This is a genomic window from Angustibacter sp. Root456, from assembly GCF_001426435.1.
GTDB lineage: Bacteria > Actinomycetota > Actinomycetes > Actinomycetales > Angustibacteraceae > Angustibacter.
The window spans coordinates 1-15,816 of record NZ_LMER01000004.1; the positions used below are offsets into that span (position 1 = coordinate 1).

Genomic DNA, 15,816 nt, shown 5'->3' on the forward strand with positions numbered 1-15,816 from the left:
CGTGGCCGAGGGGGGTCCATTTTCAGCCGACGCTCAAGGGTCAGTTTTCAGGCGTCGCCGACACCAGTACCAACCCAGTAACCAACCCAGAAGACCAACCCACTAGGGCGGAAGACGAAGTGACACCAGAACAGAAGGCCAAGCTTGACGAGGTGTGGAACGAGGCTGGGGCCAGCTTCGCCAGCGAGGCAGCGGCGAAGGCAGCTCGTGGAGAACCGCTCAACTTCATCGAGCGCGAGGCGCTGGAGCAGCGAGAGCAGGCACTCTCGCTCGTGCCGAGCTTCGACGACTGAGCCACGGCCAAGGGCAGCGGCGAAGGGATGAAGAGCTAGCAGGCTTCCTCTGTGGGGCCTTCGGCCCCCATCGCAGCTAGCCACTTGGGGCAAGCCCCTGTGAGGCCTTCGGCCCCATTGCGCTGGCGAGACTCCCCTAGCCCTTCGCCGCTGCCCTCTAGGTCTGCCGCTGCCTCAACGTTTCGCCGCTGCCCAGGTGGGGCCGTCCAGGCCCCCTAGTCCGCTTGCTCAGCCTGGGGGCCAGCTCGGCGCCCCCTCAGAGCTCGTGGGGAGTGGCTTTCAGGGCCTGATGGCCCTTGCCGGGTGTTCTGTACCTGAGAGGGCAGAAACCCTCCTCAAACCCTGCCCACACACCTCTCAGCCCGTACTCAGCCGCTGAGGCTGTGTCAGCTCCAGTGCAGCACTACCCAGACAGCAACCACCCAGGCCCCTCGCCACGACGGCAGGGGCCTTCGTCATGCCCAGCCCTACCGAGGGCTCGGGCTTCACCAAGGAAGAAGATCAAGTGACGAACACCAGCACCACCAGCTCCAGCGCCGTCGAGCAAGCACCGACCATTGCCCCGGCTGTGGCTGAGCTCGTCCGTCGAGCCGCCCAGGGCAAGCTTCTTTCCGTCGAGGTGGCACCGCCTGGCAAGGCTGCTCGCGCTCCGCGCTCGACCCCAGCGGCGAAGGTGCGGCTGAGCGAGTCCGGCGAGCGGCTGGACACGATCAACGGGCTCGTGCACGGCACAGCCTCAGTGTTGATCTTCTCTCCGTCTGAGCGACCCTTCCGGCTGGACGCTCGACGGCTCACCAGCGGGCTCGGCTGGGTGCGGGAGGGCTTGGTCAGTCAGCCCAGCGGCGACGTTCGCAAGATCGAGCATGGCCCCGTGTCCGAGCGAGTCACCCGAGCTGGGCTCCTCCTCCAGTCCCACCTCTGGAGCGTCACCGCTGCCGCTCCCCTGCCGGTACTTGGCGCTGGCCCTGTCCCCCAGCACGCTCGCTCTGGCTTCGCCAGCACCTTTGCCGCCAAGTGCTGCCGTGGTGGCTCGCTGAACGTGTGGAGCACGGTCCACTCTCACAGCCTGAACGTGCGCCAGGAAGGCCAGCTAGTCACTCGCGAGCTGCTCGTGGTGCTCGACGTGAGGAACGGACGAGGGACCACGCTCGACCACGCGCTAGAGGTGGTGCGGGACCAGATCGAGAGCACCGCTGGCGAGGCCGTGGCCTACCTGGGGCGCTGCACTACGGCAGAGGCTGTGCTGCACGAGCCCCAGCCGACTGGCTCGCTCGTGGCCGCTCGCTTCACCTTCGACTCGCTGGCGCCTGTTAGGGCCACAGCGGCATGAGCACCACGACGGCAGCGGCGAGGAGTGAGGCTGTCTGTGAGCTGCTCGACTGCGAGGCTCCGGCCTACTGCCGTGAGCTGTGCGCTCGCCACTACGCCAGGCAGAGGCGGCACGGCTCGCCGCTGGCTCCGCGCGGATCGGGCAGGAGCAGGACGGAGCCCGCTGCTCTGAGTGCCAGGAGCGCATCGCTGACGACAGCAAGAGCCCTGCTCCTCTGTCGTGCTCGGCTTCCTGCCACTCTCGCCGCTGACGACGGCTGAGCTCTCCATAGAGCGGCCCAGGACAAGCTCCAGTCCGTCGCGGTTACAACGTTGGCAGTCTGCTCGTACTCCCCACCCCAACCCCAGCGGCAACGTCGACTAGGCGCCCGAGAAGGACTCAGGAGGGGTGACTTGCCGAGTGATCGACCCATCTTGTGCCCCACCTGTGAGACACAGGTCGAACATGCAATCCTCAACCCAGCGTCGCGACCCCACGGCACGCCTTGAGCAAAGGCCACCGAGGGTGGCCCGGACGGCCCTACCCTTTCCCGCATGAGTGAGGTGAACTCGGAACCGCGAGTGGACGTCGGCTGGTGCCACAGTTGCGGGACCCTTCAGCTAAAGGGAGAGATGCCTGTCCGAAGCCTCCCCTGGACGAATGGACCTGAGCCGGTCTGCATTGTCTGCGGTGACGAGCCGTGGAAGCTCGGCGTCTGGGACAAGGGAGATCACTTCCTGGCCTGTCCATGGGTCCACGCTGCTCGCGCAAGAACCGTCGACTGGGCGCCCAGTTTCACGTGCGCGTGTCCAGGTGTCGGCTGACGATGCGCGCTCTAGGCGTCGCGTCGGTTGGATTGATGCTTGCGGTGTCCGGGTGCGCCAGCGCTGCACCCACGAAGTCGACGGACGCCTGCACCGACCCCAAGGCAACGGCGCAGAGATACCTCGAAGCCGCCAACGAAGACCGATCTGCGATCGACCGGCATAGCCTTAACGGCAACCCGGCCAGTCCAGCCGACGTCATGCCGCTCCGTGATGCTCGGGCGGCCTGGCGCCACGACATGCGTCTGGCAGGGCAAGTGATCGTCGGCAACCCGACATGCTTCGACGCTCAAGCTCGGGCGCAAGCTCAGGAAATACTCGAACAACTACCAGCTGAATAGCCGGACTGACTGCCTGAACCTTCGGATGTGTCCATTATCTGCGGGCCAGAACGGACGCAGGATGAGGGCACTGTCGACCGCCTTCCGTTCTGCGAGAACGTGAACAGCCACCCTCCAGGTCCGCCGGGTGTCGACACATCGACTTTCAAACCGTGGCAGGACCTCGCGCGCTAAGACGTGGCGGTCGACGCAAATCTCCCCCAAGGGTTCCCCCCCCTATCCTTCTGGCATGCCGGAGGAGCGCTGGGGCGAGAAGTGGCAAGTTGGTGACCGCGTAACAGTGTGGAACCACTACGAGGAGCCGAGCCGGCTACGGCACGGCGTCATAGTCAACCGTTCTTGGGGCCGCGAGCGAGGCAAGCCGATCTACTGGTTCACCCTCCAACTGGAGGGGGTGGAGGGAACTTGGGTGTTTGGTCCGGGCGCGCTGCAAGTGCCGGAACCCTGAACCTGTTCCCAGCCGCCGCGCATCCGACTGCCAGCCGCCGATAGGGCGGCCACCGATCGAGGGACGGCCCGCGCAGTTGCGCCGCCTCAGCGGCTTCCCGTGGCAGACTCCAGCGCGCCACAGCGCTCGGTAGATCGTCCCAGGGGGACAACATGGGAAAGCAATCTCGACGCCCGAACCGCCGCACGCGTCCTGGGCGCCAACGCGGCGGCCCCACACCTTTGAACGTGGTGATCGCGACAGCGCCATACGCCGACTTCAATGGGCCGTCAATGGAGCGGGATCTCCTCCTTGTGCGATCGGCCATCTTGTATGCGGATACCGTTCAATTGGTCAGCCCGGGGGCGGCCATGTTGGCCAATGTAGCGACGCTCGCGAACGGGGATGAGCGGAACCTTCTGGGCCTCCTTACGTCGCTGGACGACGGGACAATCGCTCACCTGGGTGCTAGTGAACTGCCTGAGAACTGGCGCGAAGTCCTCTCCAGAATGGCTGCGTTCGGTGACGAGGAATGGGACCTAGTGGAGTCGCTGGCAGGCCAACCAGTCCCCCAAGAGGCGCGGTCGGCGTCCAAAGAGTTTCGGGAACGGCTCAGGCAAGCTGCCTCTGAGATGCAACAGGTCGCAGCAGGCATGATCCAAGACTCGGGAGCCAACGAGCTCACCGCCGCGTTCGATGCGGGCCTTCTTACGCTGTCCCCGTCCGGCTTGGACAAGGGTGCGGATGCTGAGTCCTTCACTGCCGGGTACGTGGACATCCTTCGGGGCCTGCTCAGGAATACGTCCGCTCACCTCTTGTTCGACGAGCAGATTAGGGACCTCGTGAGGAGCCTCATCAACGAGGGGCAGGTCGAGCCTTCTACGTTGACCATGGTCCAGGCTGGCCGTGCGGCGATTGGGAGCGGCCTTGTGGCACGCCTTCCCGCGTTCCCCGGCGTCCCCTTGGATGAGCTCATCGACCTCCGTTCTGACCTCGACGATCCATTGTCGAGATACAGGCGGAGTGTGGCTCAGATGTCGGCGCAGATGAACGTCAGCGCGGTCAATCCGGAGTTGGAGGCCGAGATTGACGACCTCTGGACCGTCGAGGTCGATCCAACGCTGAGGGATTTGAGGGAGGGACTGGCAGAGCATGGGCTAGTCCGTGATGTCGCACGCTCGTTGGCCGAGGACGTGTCCAGCGTCGTGGCAGGGGCGACTGGCAGCACAATCACCCTGGGTTTCACTTCTCTGTCCCACCTGTCCGGATGGCTCCAGGTGGCGGGAGGGGCGCTACCTCTCGCGTCTGCCCTCGCTGGGAGCGCGATCAAGGGGATCCACGCCCGAGGCGATGGCCAACATGAAGTACAGCGTCACGACCTCTTCTACCTGGTCGAGCTGGGCCGCCGCCTTCAGCGCAATGGCGCATAAGGGGAGCCCCGGATGAGCTACGCGCAGAAAGCGAAGCCGGATGTCGACCGACGCGCACCATGGGAAGCGGCTGCGGACTGGCCGCTGACCCTTGCTGCTGTGGCCTTTCTCCTTGCCTACGCCTTGCCGATCCTGGACCCTGAGTTGTCCTCGCCCATGCTACGGCTGTGCCGACTGACGACCTGGCTCGCGTGGGCCTTGTTCGTCGTGGACTACCTGGCGCGGCTAGCGCTGAGCGGAGCGCGCTGGGAATTCGTTCGATCGCATCTTCTCGACCTGGCCGTCATTGCACTGCCGCTGCTTCGGCCCCTGCGCCTACTGCGACTCGTGACTTTGCTGAGCGTCCTCAACCGGTACGCCGGAGCATCGCTGCGCGGTCGGGTCGCGGTGTACGTCGCTGGGTCTACCTCCCTCGTGCTACTCGTGGCATCGCTGGCGGTGCTCGACGCTGAGCGAGGACACGAGGGCAGCAGTATCGAGACGTTCCCTGATGCCCTGTGGTGGGCCATGACGACGGTCACCACCGTTGGCTACGGCGACCGCTTCCCTGTCACCGGGACGGGCAGGCTGATTGCCGCTGGTCTGATGTTGGCGGGTATCGCCCTGCTCGGCGTGGTGACCGCCTCGCTGGCGTCCTGGCTGCTCGAACAGGTGCGCGAGGTGGAGGAGGAGAGCGAGGCTGCCACTCGTCGCGACGTCGCAGCTCTGACCGCCGAAGTGCGGGCACTGCGCCAAGCACTGGAGCACGTAACGGACCACGAGCGGTAGGCCCATGTCACCGCCAAGCGTTCAGCCAGGCAGTCTCGGCGGCAGCCTCCGCCTCCTGCAACCGCGCTAGCTCCTGTATGGACTCCTCAGTGATGGTTCGGTTCGGAAGCCGGATGGGCTGGCTGGCATCGTCAATGGCGAAGAACTCCTCAATGCCCCTGCGGTGTGCTTCTACGGCGTCCGTGTACGCCTTGCAGAGCGTCCATCGCTCGACGTAGCGGGCGGCCTCCCCTGGCAGGTGCCAGGCGTCAGGGCCGCTCTGGCTCTCGGTCCACCATGCCGCCGAGAGCGGGGCTCCTGCCTTCGCTACTTCTGTCGCTAGGTCCGTGGGCACGGGGCCGTAGGGGTCCGCCATGAGGGCTTCGCGAGTCTGGGGCTTGAGGTTGCTCCACCAGGAGTCAAGGTCAGTCATGCCGACGACGGTAGCCAGGCAGGGCGACACCCTCCCCTACTTGCCGCATGTCCGGGCGTCCCCTCTGGAACGCTGTGGCCGTGCCAACGTCAATAGAGCTCGTGCGAGGAGTCGGAACCGCGCTCACTCTGGCAGGGGTCTTCCTGGTCGCACCCTCCGGCACAGTGCACGCCGTTCGGTCCTCTTGGACTTGGTTGCGCCGAGCGCCACGACGAGCTCGCGCGAGGATGGCGAGCACCTGGCTCAAGAAGGTGCCCTGGCTTGGCCGGTGGCTCAGTAGTGCGAGCGTTCGGATCGCTGGCATTAGCGCATCGGCGACGGTCACCATGTCCGCAAGCGGCTCCGTCTCCGTCGTGGTGGCATGGCTGCCGGACACAGAGCCGGTGCACGCGAGGGTTACCCAGCTCCAGCGCAAGCTCGACGACGTGCGAGCGGAAGTAGATAAGCTGCGAAAGGACCACCACGCCAAGTTGGACGAGCTGCGGGCAGAGCTGAACGACAGGGCCGAGCGACTATCGGCCCAGGTGGAGGAGCTCCAACGGCGGCTCACTCAGGCCGAGGCTGAGGCTGCCGTAGTCGATGCCAACGCTCTGCCGTGGGTCTTCGGCGGAGTCCTGCTCCAGAGCTGGCCCAGTGTCGTCGCATGGCTGCCGGTGTGGCTGCTCTGGCCCGTGCTGCTTGGGCTCTGCGCGCTTGCTGCCCGGCAGACCGTGAGGGCTGTACGGCGCGAGGTGGAGAGAGCGGGGCTTGCGGAACCGGGAGGCGCTGCTCAAGCAGCCTGAGACAAGTTCCCAGACACAAAGTCCGGTTGCAGTGACTCCTGAATGGTGTACGGCCCGAACACCGTGCTGACCGTGCGGATCTGGTTGATCCACTCGGTGTGGTCGACGGCCCCCGCCTGACGCCACGACGTCAGGCCCACCTCCTCGTAGAGGCCGACCCCCTTCTCGCACAGCCGCCGCCCGTTGAACGCGGTCGAGAGGTCGAGCACCGCGGCGTTGGTCAGGCCCGCAGACGTGACCGCCGAACGCACGGCCCGGTTGATCACCGGCAAGGCCGTCCCGTTGGCCCAGTCCAGGTCGCGGTTCCAGAAGCCGCACCCTCCGACGCTCTGGCGCGAGTACCCGCTCTGCGGGTAGCGGGCCGCCGTCGACGTGGGCAGCGGCGAGGGGTAGGTCTGCACGAGCAGGCGCCAGTCGCCGTCTGCGTACCCGGCGTCACGCATGGCGGTGCGCACGTTGCCCAGGGCCCGCGCGATCTTCGCCGAGACCGCTGCCTCGTTCGACGACGTGAAATTCCCCTTCACCGACGCGTCGTCGTTGCAGTAGTTGGGCCACCACGACGACGACGTGAGCCAGTCGGTGACGCAGCTCTGGACGACGGAGGCGAAGTTGAAGTCGTTGCCGCCGATGGAGACGACGACCATCGAGACGCGGTGGTCGCGCGCCAGCTCGCGCAGGGCAGCGGCTTGGCCCTGCCGACCCGAGGCGTCGCTGTAGAAGTCCAGGCCCGGCTTGAAGTAGCCGCTGGAGTCGGTGAAGGTGGCCGTGCGAGCGCCCGAGCACGCCAGGTTGGCGCTGCTGACGCCATCGCCGATGCTGATCTCGGCGGCCTTGCTGCGGTGACAGCGAGCGATCTGCTCACCGGTGCCGGAGGCGTTGTCGAAGTAGGCGGTGGAGCCCAGCGCGTCCGCAGGAGTGGTGCTGGCATTCGAGGACCCGGCCCAGCGACCGGCCTCGCCGCTGATGTAGCTGTCGCCCAGTGACACGACCCACGGGCTGCCCGAGGGTGCGGCGCTCGCGGGGGCCGCGCCGGTGAGCGCGCCGGCGCCGACGGCGGCCACTGTGACCGTGAGCGCCCACCCCCGCCGCCACCGGGTCGACCGGTTCCACCTGGACGGGCGTGAGTGGTGGCCAGACAGCGTCATCCGGGGCTCCCCGAACTCGAAGATCAGCAGTGCGGCGAGTGTGGCACGCGTCACAGGACGTCCTCGCCCAAGAGCAGGTAAAGACTCGGTCGAGGAAAGGTCGTCGGGTCCTCGGCGAGCCGGCGGTGGCTGTCGGTGCGGGGCAGCACAATCAAGGGGTGAGCGCCCAGCCGACGGTGCGGCCCGACGCCGACGTCTCCGCCGCCCTGGAGGCGTGGGCTGCAGCGGGCGTGCGCCGTGGTCAGCCGATGGGCCTGGCCGTGGAGTCGCGCACCGGAGCCGTCGTGGTGGGTGGCCCGCACGCGGTCGCCTTCAGCGCCGCACAGTACCCCGGCGCGATCGCAGCGGTCGACGCGGCGCTGCGTCCCCGGTGGGTGTGGTGGTGCGCCGCCACGACGGCGGGCCCGCTCGCCGACGCGGGCCGCCGACTGGGGGTCTGCTGGGACCTCGCCGCGGTGCACCGGCTGCTGGCCGGAGGCAGCACCGACGACGCCGGCACGGTGTGGGCCGCGCTGCACGGGCTCGACGCGGCGAGCCGTCCGCGCACCGGTCAGCTCGACCTGCTCGCTCCCGCGGCCAGCGCCCCACCGGCGCGTCGCCCCGCGCCTGCGGACGACCCGTGCGCAGCGGCGATCGACGGCACCGGCCACCTGCGAGCCGAGTGGGTCGACGGCGGGTGGGCGCGCGATCTCGACCGCCTCACGGTCTGGGCGACGCTCGCCCTGCGGGCCCAGCTCGCGCAGCACCGGCTCCTGCACGACCGATCGCACGAGCCCGGCGTCGGCGGCGATCCCCTGCGCACCGCGTTCTCGGAGTCGGCGGCCGCGCTGCTGTGCGTCGAGCTCGAGCGCGACGGCTTGCCGATCGACGGGCCCGAGCTCGACCGGCTCGTGGCCGAGGCGGTGGGGCCACGACCCCGCAGCCCGGCCGAGGCCGCCGCAGCCCGGCGGCAGCGCGACCGGGCGGTGCTGCAGCACCTCCCGGGCGGCGAGGCGTCAGGCACCGACCTGCGCAACCCCACCCAGGTGCGCGAGGCCCTGCGCGGGGTGGGCATCGAGGTCCCCGACACGCGGTCGTGGCGGCTGGAGCCCTGGCGCGAGCACCACCCCCTGGTTGCCGCGCTGCTGGCCTGGCGCAAGAGCGACCGGATAGCGACCACCTACGGCTACGACTGGATCGACCGGCACATCGGTGCCGACGGCCGCCTGCGCGGCGACTGGCAGGCCAGTGACGGGGCCGCCGGCCGGATGACCGCCGGTGCCGGTCTGCACAACCTGCCGGCTGAGCTGCGGTCAGCGGTCGCGGCACCGCCGGGGCAGGTGCTGGTGCGAGCCGACCTCGGCCAGGTCGAGCCGCGCGTGCTCGCCGCGGTGTCCGCAGACCGCGCCCTGGCCGCGGCCACCGCGGCCGACGACCTCTACGCCCCCGTCGCGGCGCGCCTCGGGGTCGAGCGAGCGGTCGCGAAGGTCGCAGTGCTGGCCGCGATGTACGGCCAGACGTCGGGCACGGCCGGAGAAGCGTTGAAGGGCCTCGACCTCGCCTACCCGGTGGCGATGCGGTACCTGCGCCGCGCGAGCGACGCGGGTCGCGGCGGTCAGGCGGTGCTCACCCACGGCGGCCGCCGCGTGCCCATGTGGACCCCCGCGCCCGCGGCTGACGAGCGGCAGGCGGCCGCCCTCGCCGGCGCGCGCGGCCGCTTCGCGCGCAACGCAGTGGTCCAGGGCTCGGCCGCCGAGCTGTTCAAGGCGTGGGCGGTCACCGTGCGCTCGGCCGCCCAGTCCCTCGGCGCCACTGTCGTCCTGTGCCTGCACGACGAGCTGCTGGTGCTGGCCCCGGACCACGAGGGTGAGGCCGTGGCCCACCTCCTGCACCGCACCCTGGACGACGTCGCCGCCGCCTGGGCGCCGTCGAGCGGTGTGCGGTTCGTGGCCGACGTCCGGGTGGTGCAGCGGTGGTCGCAGGCCAAGGGGTGACAGCATCGACACCATGAGCTCACCGACCACCGCCGAGCGCGGCGTCGAGGTCGCCTTCGTCCTCGGCGGTGGAGGGGTCCTCGGAGCCAGCGAGGTCGGCATGCTGCAGGCGCTGCACGCGCACGGGGTGCGAGCGGACCTCGTCGTCGGCACCAGCGTCGGCGCCATCAACGGCGCGCTGCACGCTGCGGCGCCCGACGACACGGAGCAGATCGCACGCGTGTGGCGCTCGATGTCGGGCTCGGCGGTCTTCGGTGGCTCACCGGGCGAGCGCCTGCGGCACCTGGCTCGGCTGCCCACCGCCCTGCACGGCAACCAGGCCCTGCGCTCGCTGCTCGAGGCCCGGCTCGACGGTCTGGGGTTCGCCGACCTTCAGGTGCCGTTCGAGTGCTGCGCGGCCTCCATCGAACGCGCCGCCGAGCACTGGTTCACCGACGGGCCGCTCGTCGAGGCGATCCTGGCCTCGTGCGCCGTCCCGGGGCTGTTCCCGCCCGTGCGCGTCGCGGACGAGCACTACCTCGACGGCGGTCTGGTCAACTCGATACCGATCGCGCGGGCGATCGAGCGCGGGGCACGCACGGTCTACGTCCTGCAGGTGGGCCGCGTCGAGCGCCCGCTCACCGCACCGACGCGCCCCTGGGACGTCGCCACCGTCGCCTTCGAGATCGCGCGCCGTCATCGCTTCGCTCGCGACCTCGCCGAGGTGCCCGACCACGTCGCAGTGCACGTGCTGCCGGCCGGTGACCCCGAGACCCCCTTGGCCAGCCTGCGCTACCGCAGCACCGCCCAGGTGCCCCGGCGCATCGAGCAGGCGCGGGTGGCCACGACCGCCTACCTCGAGCAGGTGGCCGGCTGATGCTCCCCCCGACAATCGTGCGTCGGGGCGTGCTCGCACCGGTCATGATCCTGGCCGCCCTGGCCGCGGTGAGTGCCCTGCCGCTGTGGCTCGTGCTGCTCGCGGCCGCCTCACCGATCCTGCCGGGAGCCACGTGGCGTCCCCTGCGCGTCGGCTGGCTGGTGCTGGTCCACCTCGTGCTCGAAGCGAGCATCCTGGTCGCGCTGCTGGCCCTGTGGGTGGCCAGCGGCTTCGGGTGGGCCATCCGCCGTCCCCGCTTCGAGCGGGCGCACTACGACATCGTGCAGCTCTACCTGTCGGTGATGTATCGCGAGTCTCGGCGCGTGCTCGGGGTCGAGGTGCAGGTCGAGGGGCCCGCACCATCCAGCTACCACGACCGGCCGCTGCTCGTGTTCAGCCGGCACGCGGGCCCTGGCGACTCCTTCCTGCTCGTGCACGCGCTGCTCACCTGGTACGACCGCGAGCCGCGCATCGTGCTGAAGGACACCCTGCAGTGGGACCCCGCCATCGACGTGCTCCTCGGTCGCCTGCCGAACCGGTTCATCCGTCCGCACCCCGACGACGGCGCGGCCGTCGAGCGCCAGATCGCCCAGCTCGCCACCAACCTCGACCACGACGACGCGTTCGTGATCTTCCCCGAGGGGGGCAACTTCACCCGGCGCCGGCAGGCGCGGGCCATCGCACGGCTGCGGGCCAAGGGCCTGCTGGACGCCGCGGAGCGCGCGGAGAAGCTGCGGCACGTGCTGCCGCTGCGACCCGGTGGCGTCCTCGCCGCGCTGCGGGCCGCCCCGGACGCCGACGTGGTCTGGGTCGCGCACACCGGCACCGACCACCTGATGTCCGTCGCCGACGTGTGGCACGCTCTGCCGCTCGACCAGACGATCCGGATGCGGTGGTGGCAGGTCGCGGCCGACGAGGTGCCCGCCACCGAGCAGGAGCGCCTGGAGTGGCTGCAGCACTGGTGGGTGCGCATCGACGACTGGATCGACGAGCACCGCGACGCACCGGCTGCGTCATGACCGGCTTGCAGGTCACGCGCACCCTCCAGGTACCCGACGCCGAGCTGACCTGGCGCTTCAGCCGGGCGTCCGGCCCAGGCGGCCAAGGCGTCAACACGACGGACTCGCGGGTCGAGCTGGCGTTCGACGTCACGGGGTCGTCCGTGCTGTCAGAGCAGCAGCGCGAGCGCGTGCTGCAGCGCCTGGCCCGTCGCGTCGTCGACGGACGCCTCGTCGTGGTCGCCTCCGAGCACCGTTCGCAGCTGCGCAACCGCGACGCCGCCGCGCGGCGCATGGCCCAGCTGCTGCGTGAGGCGCTCGCGCCCGACCCGGCCCGACGCCGGCCCACCCGCCCGACGCTGGGCTCGCAGCGCCGCCGGCTCCAGACCAAGACCCAGCGGGGTGAGACCAAGCGGTTGCGGCGGCCGCCGAGCGAATGATGAACGTCCCGCGCCCGCAGGTTCACCGGGCGAAGCAGCGCCGGACGCGCCATGATCGTCCCGCTCGGGGCGATGCCAGGTGGAGGCAGTCATGAAGGAGCAGCAACCGTGAGCGGTGACAGCATCGCGGCCAGCGCCGGCCAGGCCGCTCGGAAGGTCTCGCAGTCGCCGTGGCTCGAGCGGGCCGCACGGGTCGGCTTCGTCGTCTCCGGCGTACTGCACCTGCTCATCGCGTACATCGCGGTGCAGGTGGCCTGGACCCGGCCCAGCGCGAAGGCCGACCAGTCCGGCGCGCTCAGCCTGCTGGCCCACCACGGCTGGGGCGAGGTCGTGCTGTGGGTCGGGGTCGTCGGGTTCGCCGCGCTCGGCGTGTGGCAGGTGACCGAGGCCCTGCTCCCCCGCGTCGGGGACGTCAAGGAGCAGCTCGGTCCACGCGCCAAGGCGCTCGCCAAGGGCGTGGTCTACCTCGTGCTGGCGGTGAGCACCCTGTCGTTCGCGCGCGGCTCGGGGTCATCGAGCAGCAAGCAGAGCCGGGACTTCACGGCGTCGCTGATGTCGCACAGCGGCGGCCGCGTGCTCGTGGTGTGCGTCGGACTCGCCGTGATCGGCGTCGGCGGCTACCACGTCTACAAGGGCGTGACGAAGAAGTTCCGCCAGGACCTCGTGGGCAACCCGGGCGCGGTGGTCGAGCACCTGGCGCTCGCCGGGTACGTCGCCAAGGGCATCGCCCTCGGGATCGTCGGTGTGCTGTTCTGCATCGCGGGCGCGCGCCAGCAGCCCAGCAAGGCCACCGGCCTGGACGGTGCGCTGCGCACCCTGCGCGAGCAACCGCTCGGTGGCGTCCTGCTGACGCTGGTGGCGCTGGGGCTGGCCGCGTACGGGCTGTACTCCTTCGCCCGGGCTCGCCGCGCCCGCTTCTAGCTCGTCCACAGGGCGACGGCGCCCCGCGCTTCGTCCACAGGCCGGGCCGTCGTGGACCCGGCTGTCGGCCGGCTCACGTACGGTGCCTCAGGTGACCTCATCCAGCACTCAGACCGACCCGCCGACTCCCGGCTCCTCGGACGCTCCGGCCGACGTCCGCGCGGCGGCGTCCGCCGTGCTGGCGACGCTCGTCGGCCGGCCGGACGCGCAGTTCCGCGAGGGTCAGCTCGAGGCCATCGAGGCGCTGGTCGTCGACCACCGGCGCGTGCTGGTCGTGCAGCGCACCGGGTGGGGCAAGTCGGCGGTGTACTTCGTCGCGACGGCGTTGCGCCGAGCGACAGGTGCCGGCCCGACGCTGATCGTCTCGCCGCTGCTCGCCCTCATGCGCGACCAGGTGGCGGCGGCCGCACGGGCCGGCGTGCGGGCGGTCACCATCAACTCCGGGAACGCGGACGAGTGGGGCGCCGTGAGCGCAGCGCTGGCGGCCGACGAGGTCGACGTGCTCCTCGTGAGCCCCGAGCGGCTCAACAACCCCCGCTTCCGGGCCGAGCAGCTACCCGACCTCGCGGCCCGTTGCGGGCTCCTCGTCGTCGACGAAGCGCACTGCATCAGCGACTGGGGGCACGACTTCCGGCCGGACTACCGGCGCATCCGCGACCTGCTCACCGATCTGCCCGCGGACACCCCCGTTCTCGCCACCACCGCGACGGCGAACGCGCGGGTCGTCACCGACGTCGCCGAGCAGCTGGGGGCCGGCGGCCACGACGTGCTGACCCTGCGGGGGCCGCTGGCACGCGAGAGCCTGCGGCTGGGCGTCCTTCGCCTGCCGACCGCCGAGCACCGGCTGGCCTGGCTGGTGGCGCACCTCGGCGAGCTCGAGGGCAGCGGCATCATCTACACGCTCACCGTGTCGGCCGCCGAGGACCTCGCCGTCCTGCTCCGCGACGCCGGCTTCGCGGTCCGCGCGTACACCGGCCGCACCGATCCTGCCGATCGCGTGGAGGCCGAGGACCTGCTGCGCCGCAACGAGGTCAAGGCCCTGGTCGCCACCAGCGCCCTCGGGATGGGCTTCGACAAGCCCGACCTCGGCTTCGTCGTCCACGTGGGGGCGCCGTCGTCGCCCATCGCGTACTACCAGCAGGTCGGCCGCGCCGGGCGCGCGACCGAGCGCGCCGACGTGCTGCTGCTTCCCGGCGTGGAGGACCGCGACATCTGGGCCTACTTCGCCAGCGCCTCGATGCCGCGCCAACCGGATGCCGAGGCGGTGCTCACCGCGTTGTCGCAGGCCGGCCGGCCGATGTCCACCGTCGCCCTCGAGGCCGTCGTCGACGTCCGCCGCACCCGGCTCGAGCTGCTGCTCAAGGTGCTCGACGTCGACGGCGCCGTGCAGCGGGTCAGTGGCGGCTGGATAGCCACCGGCACGCCGTGGGTGTACGACGCCGACCGCTACGCGCGGGTGGACGACGCGCGGCGACGTGAGCAGCAGCTGATGCTCGACTACGAGGCGACCCCCGCGTGCCGCATGGCCTTCCTGCAGGCGGCTCTCGACGACGACTCAGCCCGCCCGTGCGGCCGGTGCGACCGGTGCGCGCCGCCCTGGTACGCCGAGTCGGTGCCCGACGCGGCGCGAGAGCGGGCGGGCGAACGGCTCGCCCGGGCCGGTGTCGAGCTCGAGCCGCGCGCGCAGTGGCCGAGCGGCATGGCCCGCCTGGGGGTCGAGGAGTCCGGCAAGATCTCCGCCGACGAGCGGCCAGCGACCGGCCGGGCCCTGGCCCGCCTCACCGACCTGGGCTGGGGCCAACGCCTGCGCGAGCTGCTCGCCGCGCCGGACGCCCCGGTACCCGACGCGGTGCTGCGGGCCTGCGCCGGCGTCCTGCGCGACTGGGACTGGGCGCAGCGTCCGGTGGCCGTGGCCTGGGTGCCCTCGCGCCGCCGCCCCGAGCTGGTGCGTTCGCTCGCCACCGGCCTCGCCGAGCTCGGTCGCCTCACCGACCTCGGGCCGCTCGACCTGGTCGATGGCGGACCCACCGGCGAGGCGGGGGGCAACAGCGCCTTCCGGCTCGCTGGCGTGTGGGGCCGCCTGGCGGTCGGAGACCGGCTGGGCGCCGGTCTGGCCGCCACGCGCGGCCCGGTGCTGCTCGTCGACGACGTCGTGGACTCGCGGTGGACCCTCACCGTGGCCGCGCAGCAGCTGCGCCGGCACGGCGCCGACGAGGTCCTCCCCTTCGCGCTCGCCGTCGCCGGCTGAGCCCTAGGCTCGCCCCGTGGACGTCGCTGATCTTGTTCTGGAGTCCGTCGGTTGGGCCGGCTCGGCCCTGGTCGTGTGGTCGCTGCTGCAGAGCCGGATCCTGCGTCTGCGCTGGCTCAACCTCGCCGGGTCGCTGGTGCTCACCGCCTTTAACGCGGTGCTGGGCGTCTGGCCGATGGTCGGGCTCAACGCCGCGCTCGCCGTCATCAACGTCGTGCAGCTGCGCCGCCTGCTGACCACGCGCCATGACGCGGCGGCCTACCGCGTCGTCGAGGTGCGGCCCGATGACGCCTTCCTCGCCCACGTGCTGCGCACGCACGCCGACGACATCGCCCTCACCGCACCCGCCTTCACCGGCACCGCCGGGGCCGACCTGACCGCCCTCGTCGTGGAGGGCGACCAACTGGTCGGCGTCGTGGTCGCACGGGACGCCGGTGGTGGCACCGCGCAGGTCGCGCTCGACTGGGTGGCGCCGCCGTACCGCGACTTCACGCCCGGCGAGTTCGTCTACCGCCGCAGCGACCTGTTCGAAGGTCACGGCTTCCGGCGGGCCGTCGCGCCGACGGGCATGCGTGACAGCACGGCCTACCTGCAGCGGGTGGGGTTTCGCGGCGAGCCTCCGACGCTCGAGCTCTGAGCCGACGGCGTG

The 15,816-nt window shown here is 70.6% G+C and carries 15 protein-coding genes; 13 read left to right on the forward strand and 2 right to left on the reverse strand.

Annotated elements, in window-relative coordinates; translation table 11 throughout:
* The 5 genes from ASD06_RS19095 to ASD06_RS04345 all read left to right on the forward strand — a co-directional run.
* Nucleotides 1–293 (forward strand): hypothetical protein (locus ASD06_RS19095; RefSeq protein ID WP_162248038.1); only part of this gene is annotated, 293 nt, incomplete at its 5' end.
* Nucleotides 294–798: 505 nt separating this feature from the next.
* Nucleotides 799–1,623 carry a hypothetical protein gene (locus ASD06_RS04335; protein WP_157371507.1) on the forward strand — a complete coding sequence of 275 codons (825 nt, stop codon included), beginning with the start codon at nt 799–801 and terminating at the stop codon, nt 1,621–1,623.
* A 1,373-nt stretch (nt 1,624–2,996) separates the two neighbouring features.
* A complete protein-coding gene (locus ASD06_RS18755) occupies nt 2,997–3,215 on the forward strand; it encodes a hypothetical protein (RefSeq protein ID WP_157371508.1) in 219 nt (72 codons plus the stop codon).
* Nucleotides 3,216–3,442: 227 nt separating this feature from the next.
* On the forward strand, nt 3,443–4,624 hold the full coding sequence (locus ASD06_RS04340; protein WP_157371509.1) for a hypothetical protein: 1,182 nt from the start codon (nt 3,443–3,445) through the stop codon (nt 4,622–4,624).
* A gap of 12 nt (nt 4,625–4,636) precedes the next feature.
* Nucleotides 4,637–5,392, forward strand: coding sequence for a potassium channel family protein (locus tag ASD06_RS04345; protein ID WP_056673756.1), 756 nt, complete (start codon nt 4,637–4,639; stop codon nt 5,390–5,392).
* Between the two features lie 7 nt (nt 5,393–5,399).
* On the opposite strand, the gene ASD06_RS04350 is transcribed toward ASD06_RS04345, so the two are convergent.
* Nucleotides 5,400–5,804: a hypothetical protein gene (locus ASD06_RS04350; protein WP_157371510.1), complete on the reverse strand. Its 405-nt coding sequence runs from the start codon at nt 5,802–5,804 to the stop codon at nt 5,400–5,402.
* 227 nt (nt 5,805–6,031) lie between these two features.
* On the opposite strand from ASD06_RS04350, the gene ASD06_RS04355 reads away from it, so the two are divergent.
* Nucleotides 6,032–6,586 (forward strand): hypothetical protein, encoded by a 555-nt coding sequence (locus ASD06_RS04355; protein ID WP_056673761.1) that lies wholly within the window; start codon nt 6,032–6,034, stop codon nt 6,584–6,586.
* Here the strand turns inward: ASD06_RS04355 and ASD06_RS04360 are convergent.
* A complete protein-coding gene (locus ASD06_RS04360; RefSeq protein ID WP_056673764.1) occupies nt 6,574–7,785 on the reverse strand; it encodes a hypothetical protein in 1,212 nt (403 codons plus the stop codon). The two genes, ASD06_RS04355 and ASD06_RS04360, sit on opposite strands and share 13 nt — an antisense overlap.
* Nucleotides 7,786–7,889: 104 nt before the next feature.
* On the opposite strand from ASD06_RS04360, the gene ASD06_RS04365 reads away from it, so the two are divergent.
* From ASD06_RS04365 to ASD06_RS04395, 7 genes are all read left to right on the forward strand, one after another.
* Entirely contained in the window at nt 7,890–9,704 is a 1,815-nt protein-coding gene (locus ASD06_RS04365) for a DNA polymerase (RefSeq protein WP_235502211.1), read from the forward strand.
* A gap of 13 nt (nt 9,705–9,717) precedes the next feature.
* Nucleotides 9,718–10,560, forward strand: coding sequence for a patatin-like phospholipase family protein (locus tag ASD06_RS04370; protein ID WP_056673767.1), 843 nt, complete (start codon nt 9,718–9,720; stop codon nt 10,558–10,560).
* Nucleotides 10,560–11,579, forward strand: coding sequence for a 1-acyl-sn-glycerol-3-phosphate acyltransferase (locus ASD06_RS04375; protein ID WP_056673769.1), 1,020 nt, complete (start codon nt 10,560–10,562; stop codon nt 11,577–11,579). The genes ASD06_RS04370 and ASD06_RS04375 overlap by 1 nt, the downstream gene beginning before the upstream one ends.
* Entirely contained in the window at nt 11,576–11,998 is a 423-nt protein-coding gene (gene arfB, locus ASD06_RS04380; protein ID WP_056673772.1) for an alternative ribosome rescue aminoacyl-tRNA hydrolase ArfB, read from the forward strand. The genes ASD06_RS04375 and arfB overlap by 4 nt, the downstream gene beginning before the upstream one ends.
* A 108-nt stretch (nt 11,999–12,106) precedes the next feature.
* Entirely contained in the window at nt 12,107–12,919 is an 813-nt protein-coding gene (locus ASD06_RS04385) for a DUF1206 domain-containing protein (protein WP_200941880.1), read from the forward strand.
* A 91-nt stretch (nt 12,920–13,010) separates the two neighbouring features.
* On the forward strand, nt 13,011–15,167 hold the full coding sequence (locus tag ASD06_RS04390; protein ID WP_056673775.1) for an ATP-dependent DNA helicase RecQ: 2,157 nt from the start codon (nt 13,011–13,013) through the stop codon (nt 15,165–15,167).
* Nucleotides 15,168–15,183: 16 nt separating this feature from the next.
* Entirely contained in the window at nt 15,184–15,804 is a 621-nt protein-coding gene (locus ASD06_RS04395) for a hypothetical protein (protein ID WP_200941881.1), read from the forward strand.
* The last annotated feature ends 12 nt before the right edge of the window (nt 15,805–15,816 follow it).

Bases quoted from the DNA above. Each gene is read 5' to 3' on its own strand.
- ASD06_RS18755 (WP_157371508.1), top strand. From the start codon at position 2,997: ATGCCGGAGGAGCGCTGGGGCGAGAAGTGGCAAGTTGGTGACCGCGTA.
- ASD06_RS04345 (WP_056673756.1), top strand. From the start codon at position 4,637: ATGAGCTACGCGCAGAAAGCGAAGCCGGATGTCGACCGACGCGCACCA.
- ASD06_RS04350 (WP_157371510.1), bottom strand. From the start codon at position 5,804: ATGACTGACCTTGACTCCTGGTGGAGCAACCTCAAGCCCCAGACTCGC.
- ASD06_RS04355 (WP_056673761.1), top strand. From the start codon at position 6,032: ATGGCGAGCACCTGGCTCAAGAAGGTGCCCTGGCTTGGCCGGTGGCTC.
- ASD06_RS04370 (WP_056673767.1), top strand. From the start codon at position 9,718: ATGAGCTCACCGACCACCGCCGAGCGCGGCGTCGAGGTCGCCTTCGTC.
- ASD06_RS04375 (WP_056673769.1), top strand. From the start codon at position 10,560: ATGCTCCCCCCGACAATCGTGCGTCGGGGCGTGCTCGCACCGGTCATG.
- arfB (WP_056673772.1), top strand. From the start codon at position 11,576: ATGACCGGCTTGCAGGTCACGCGCACCCTCCAGGTACCCGACGCCGAG.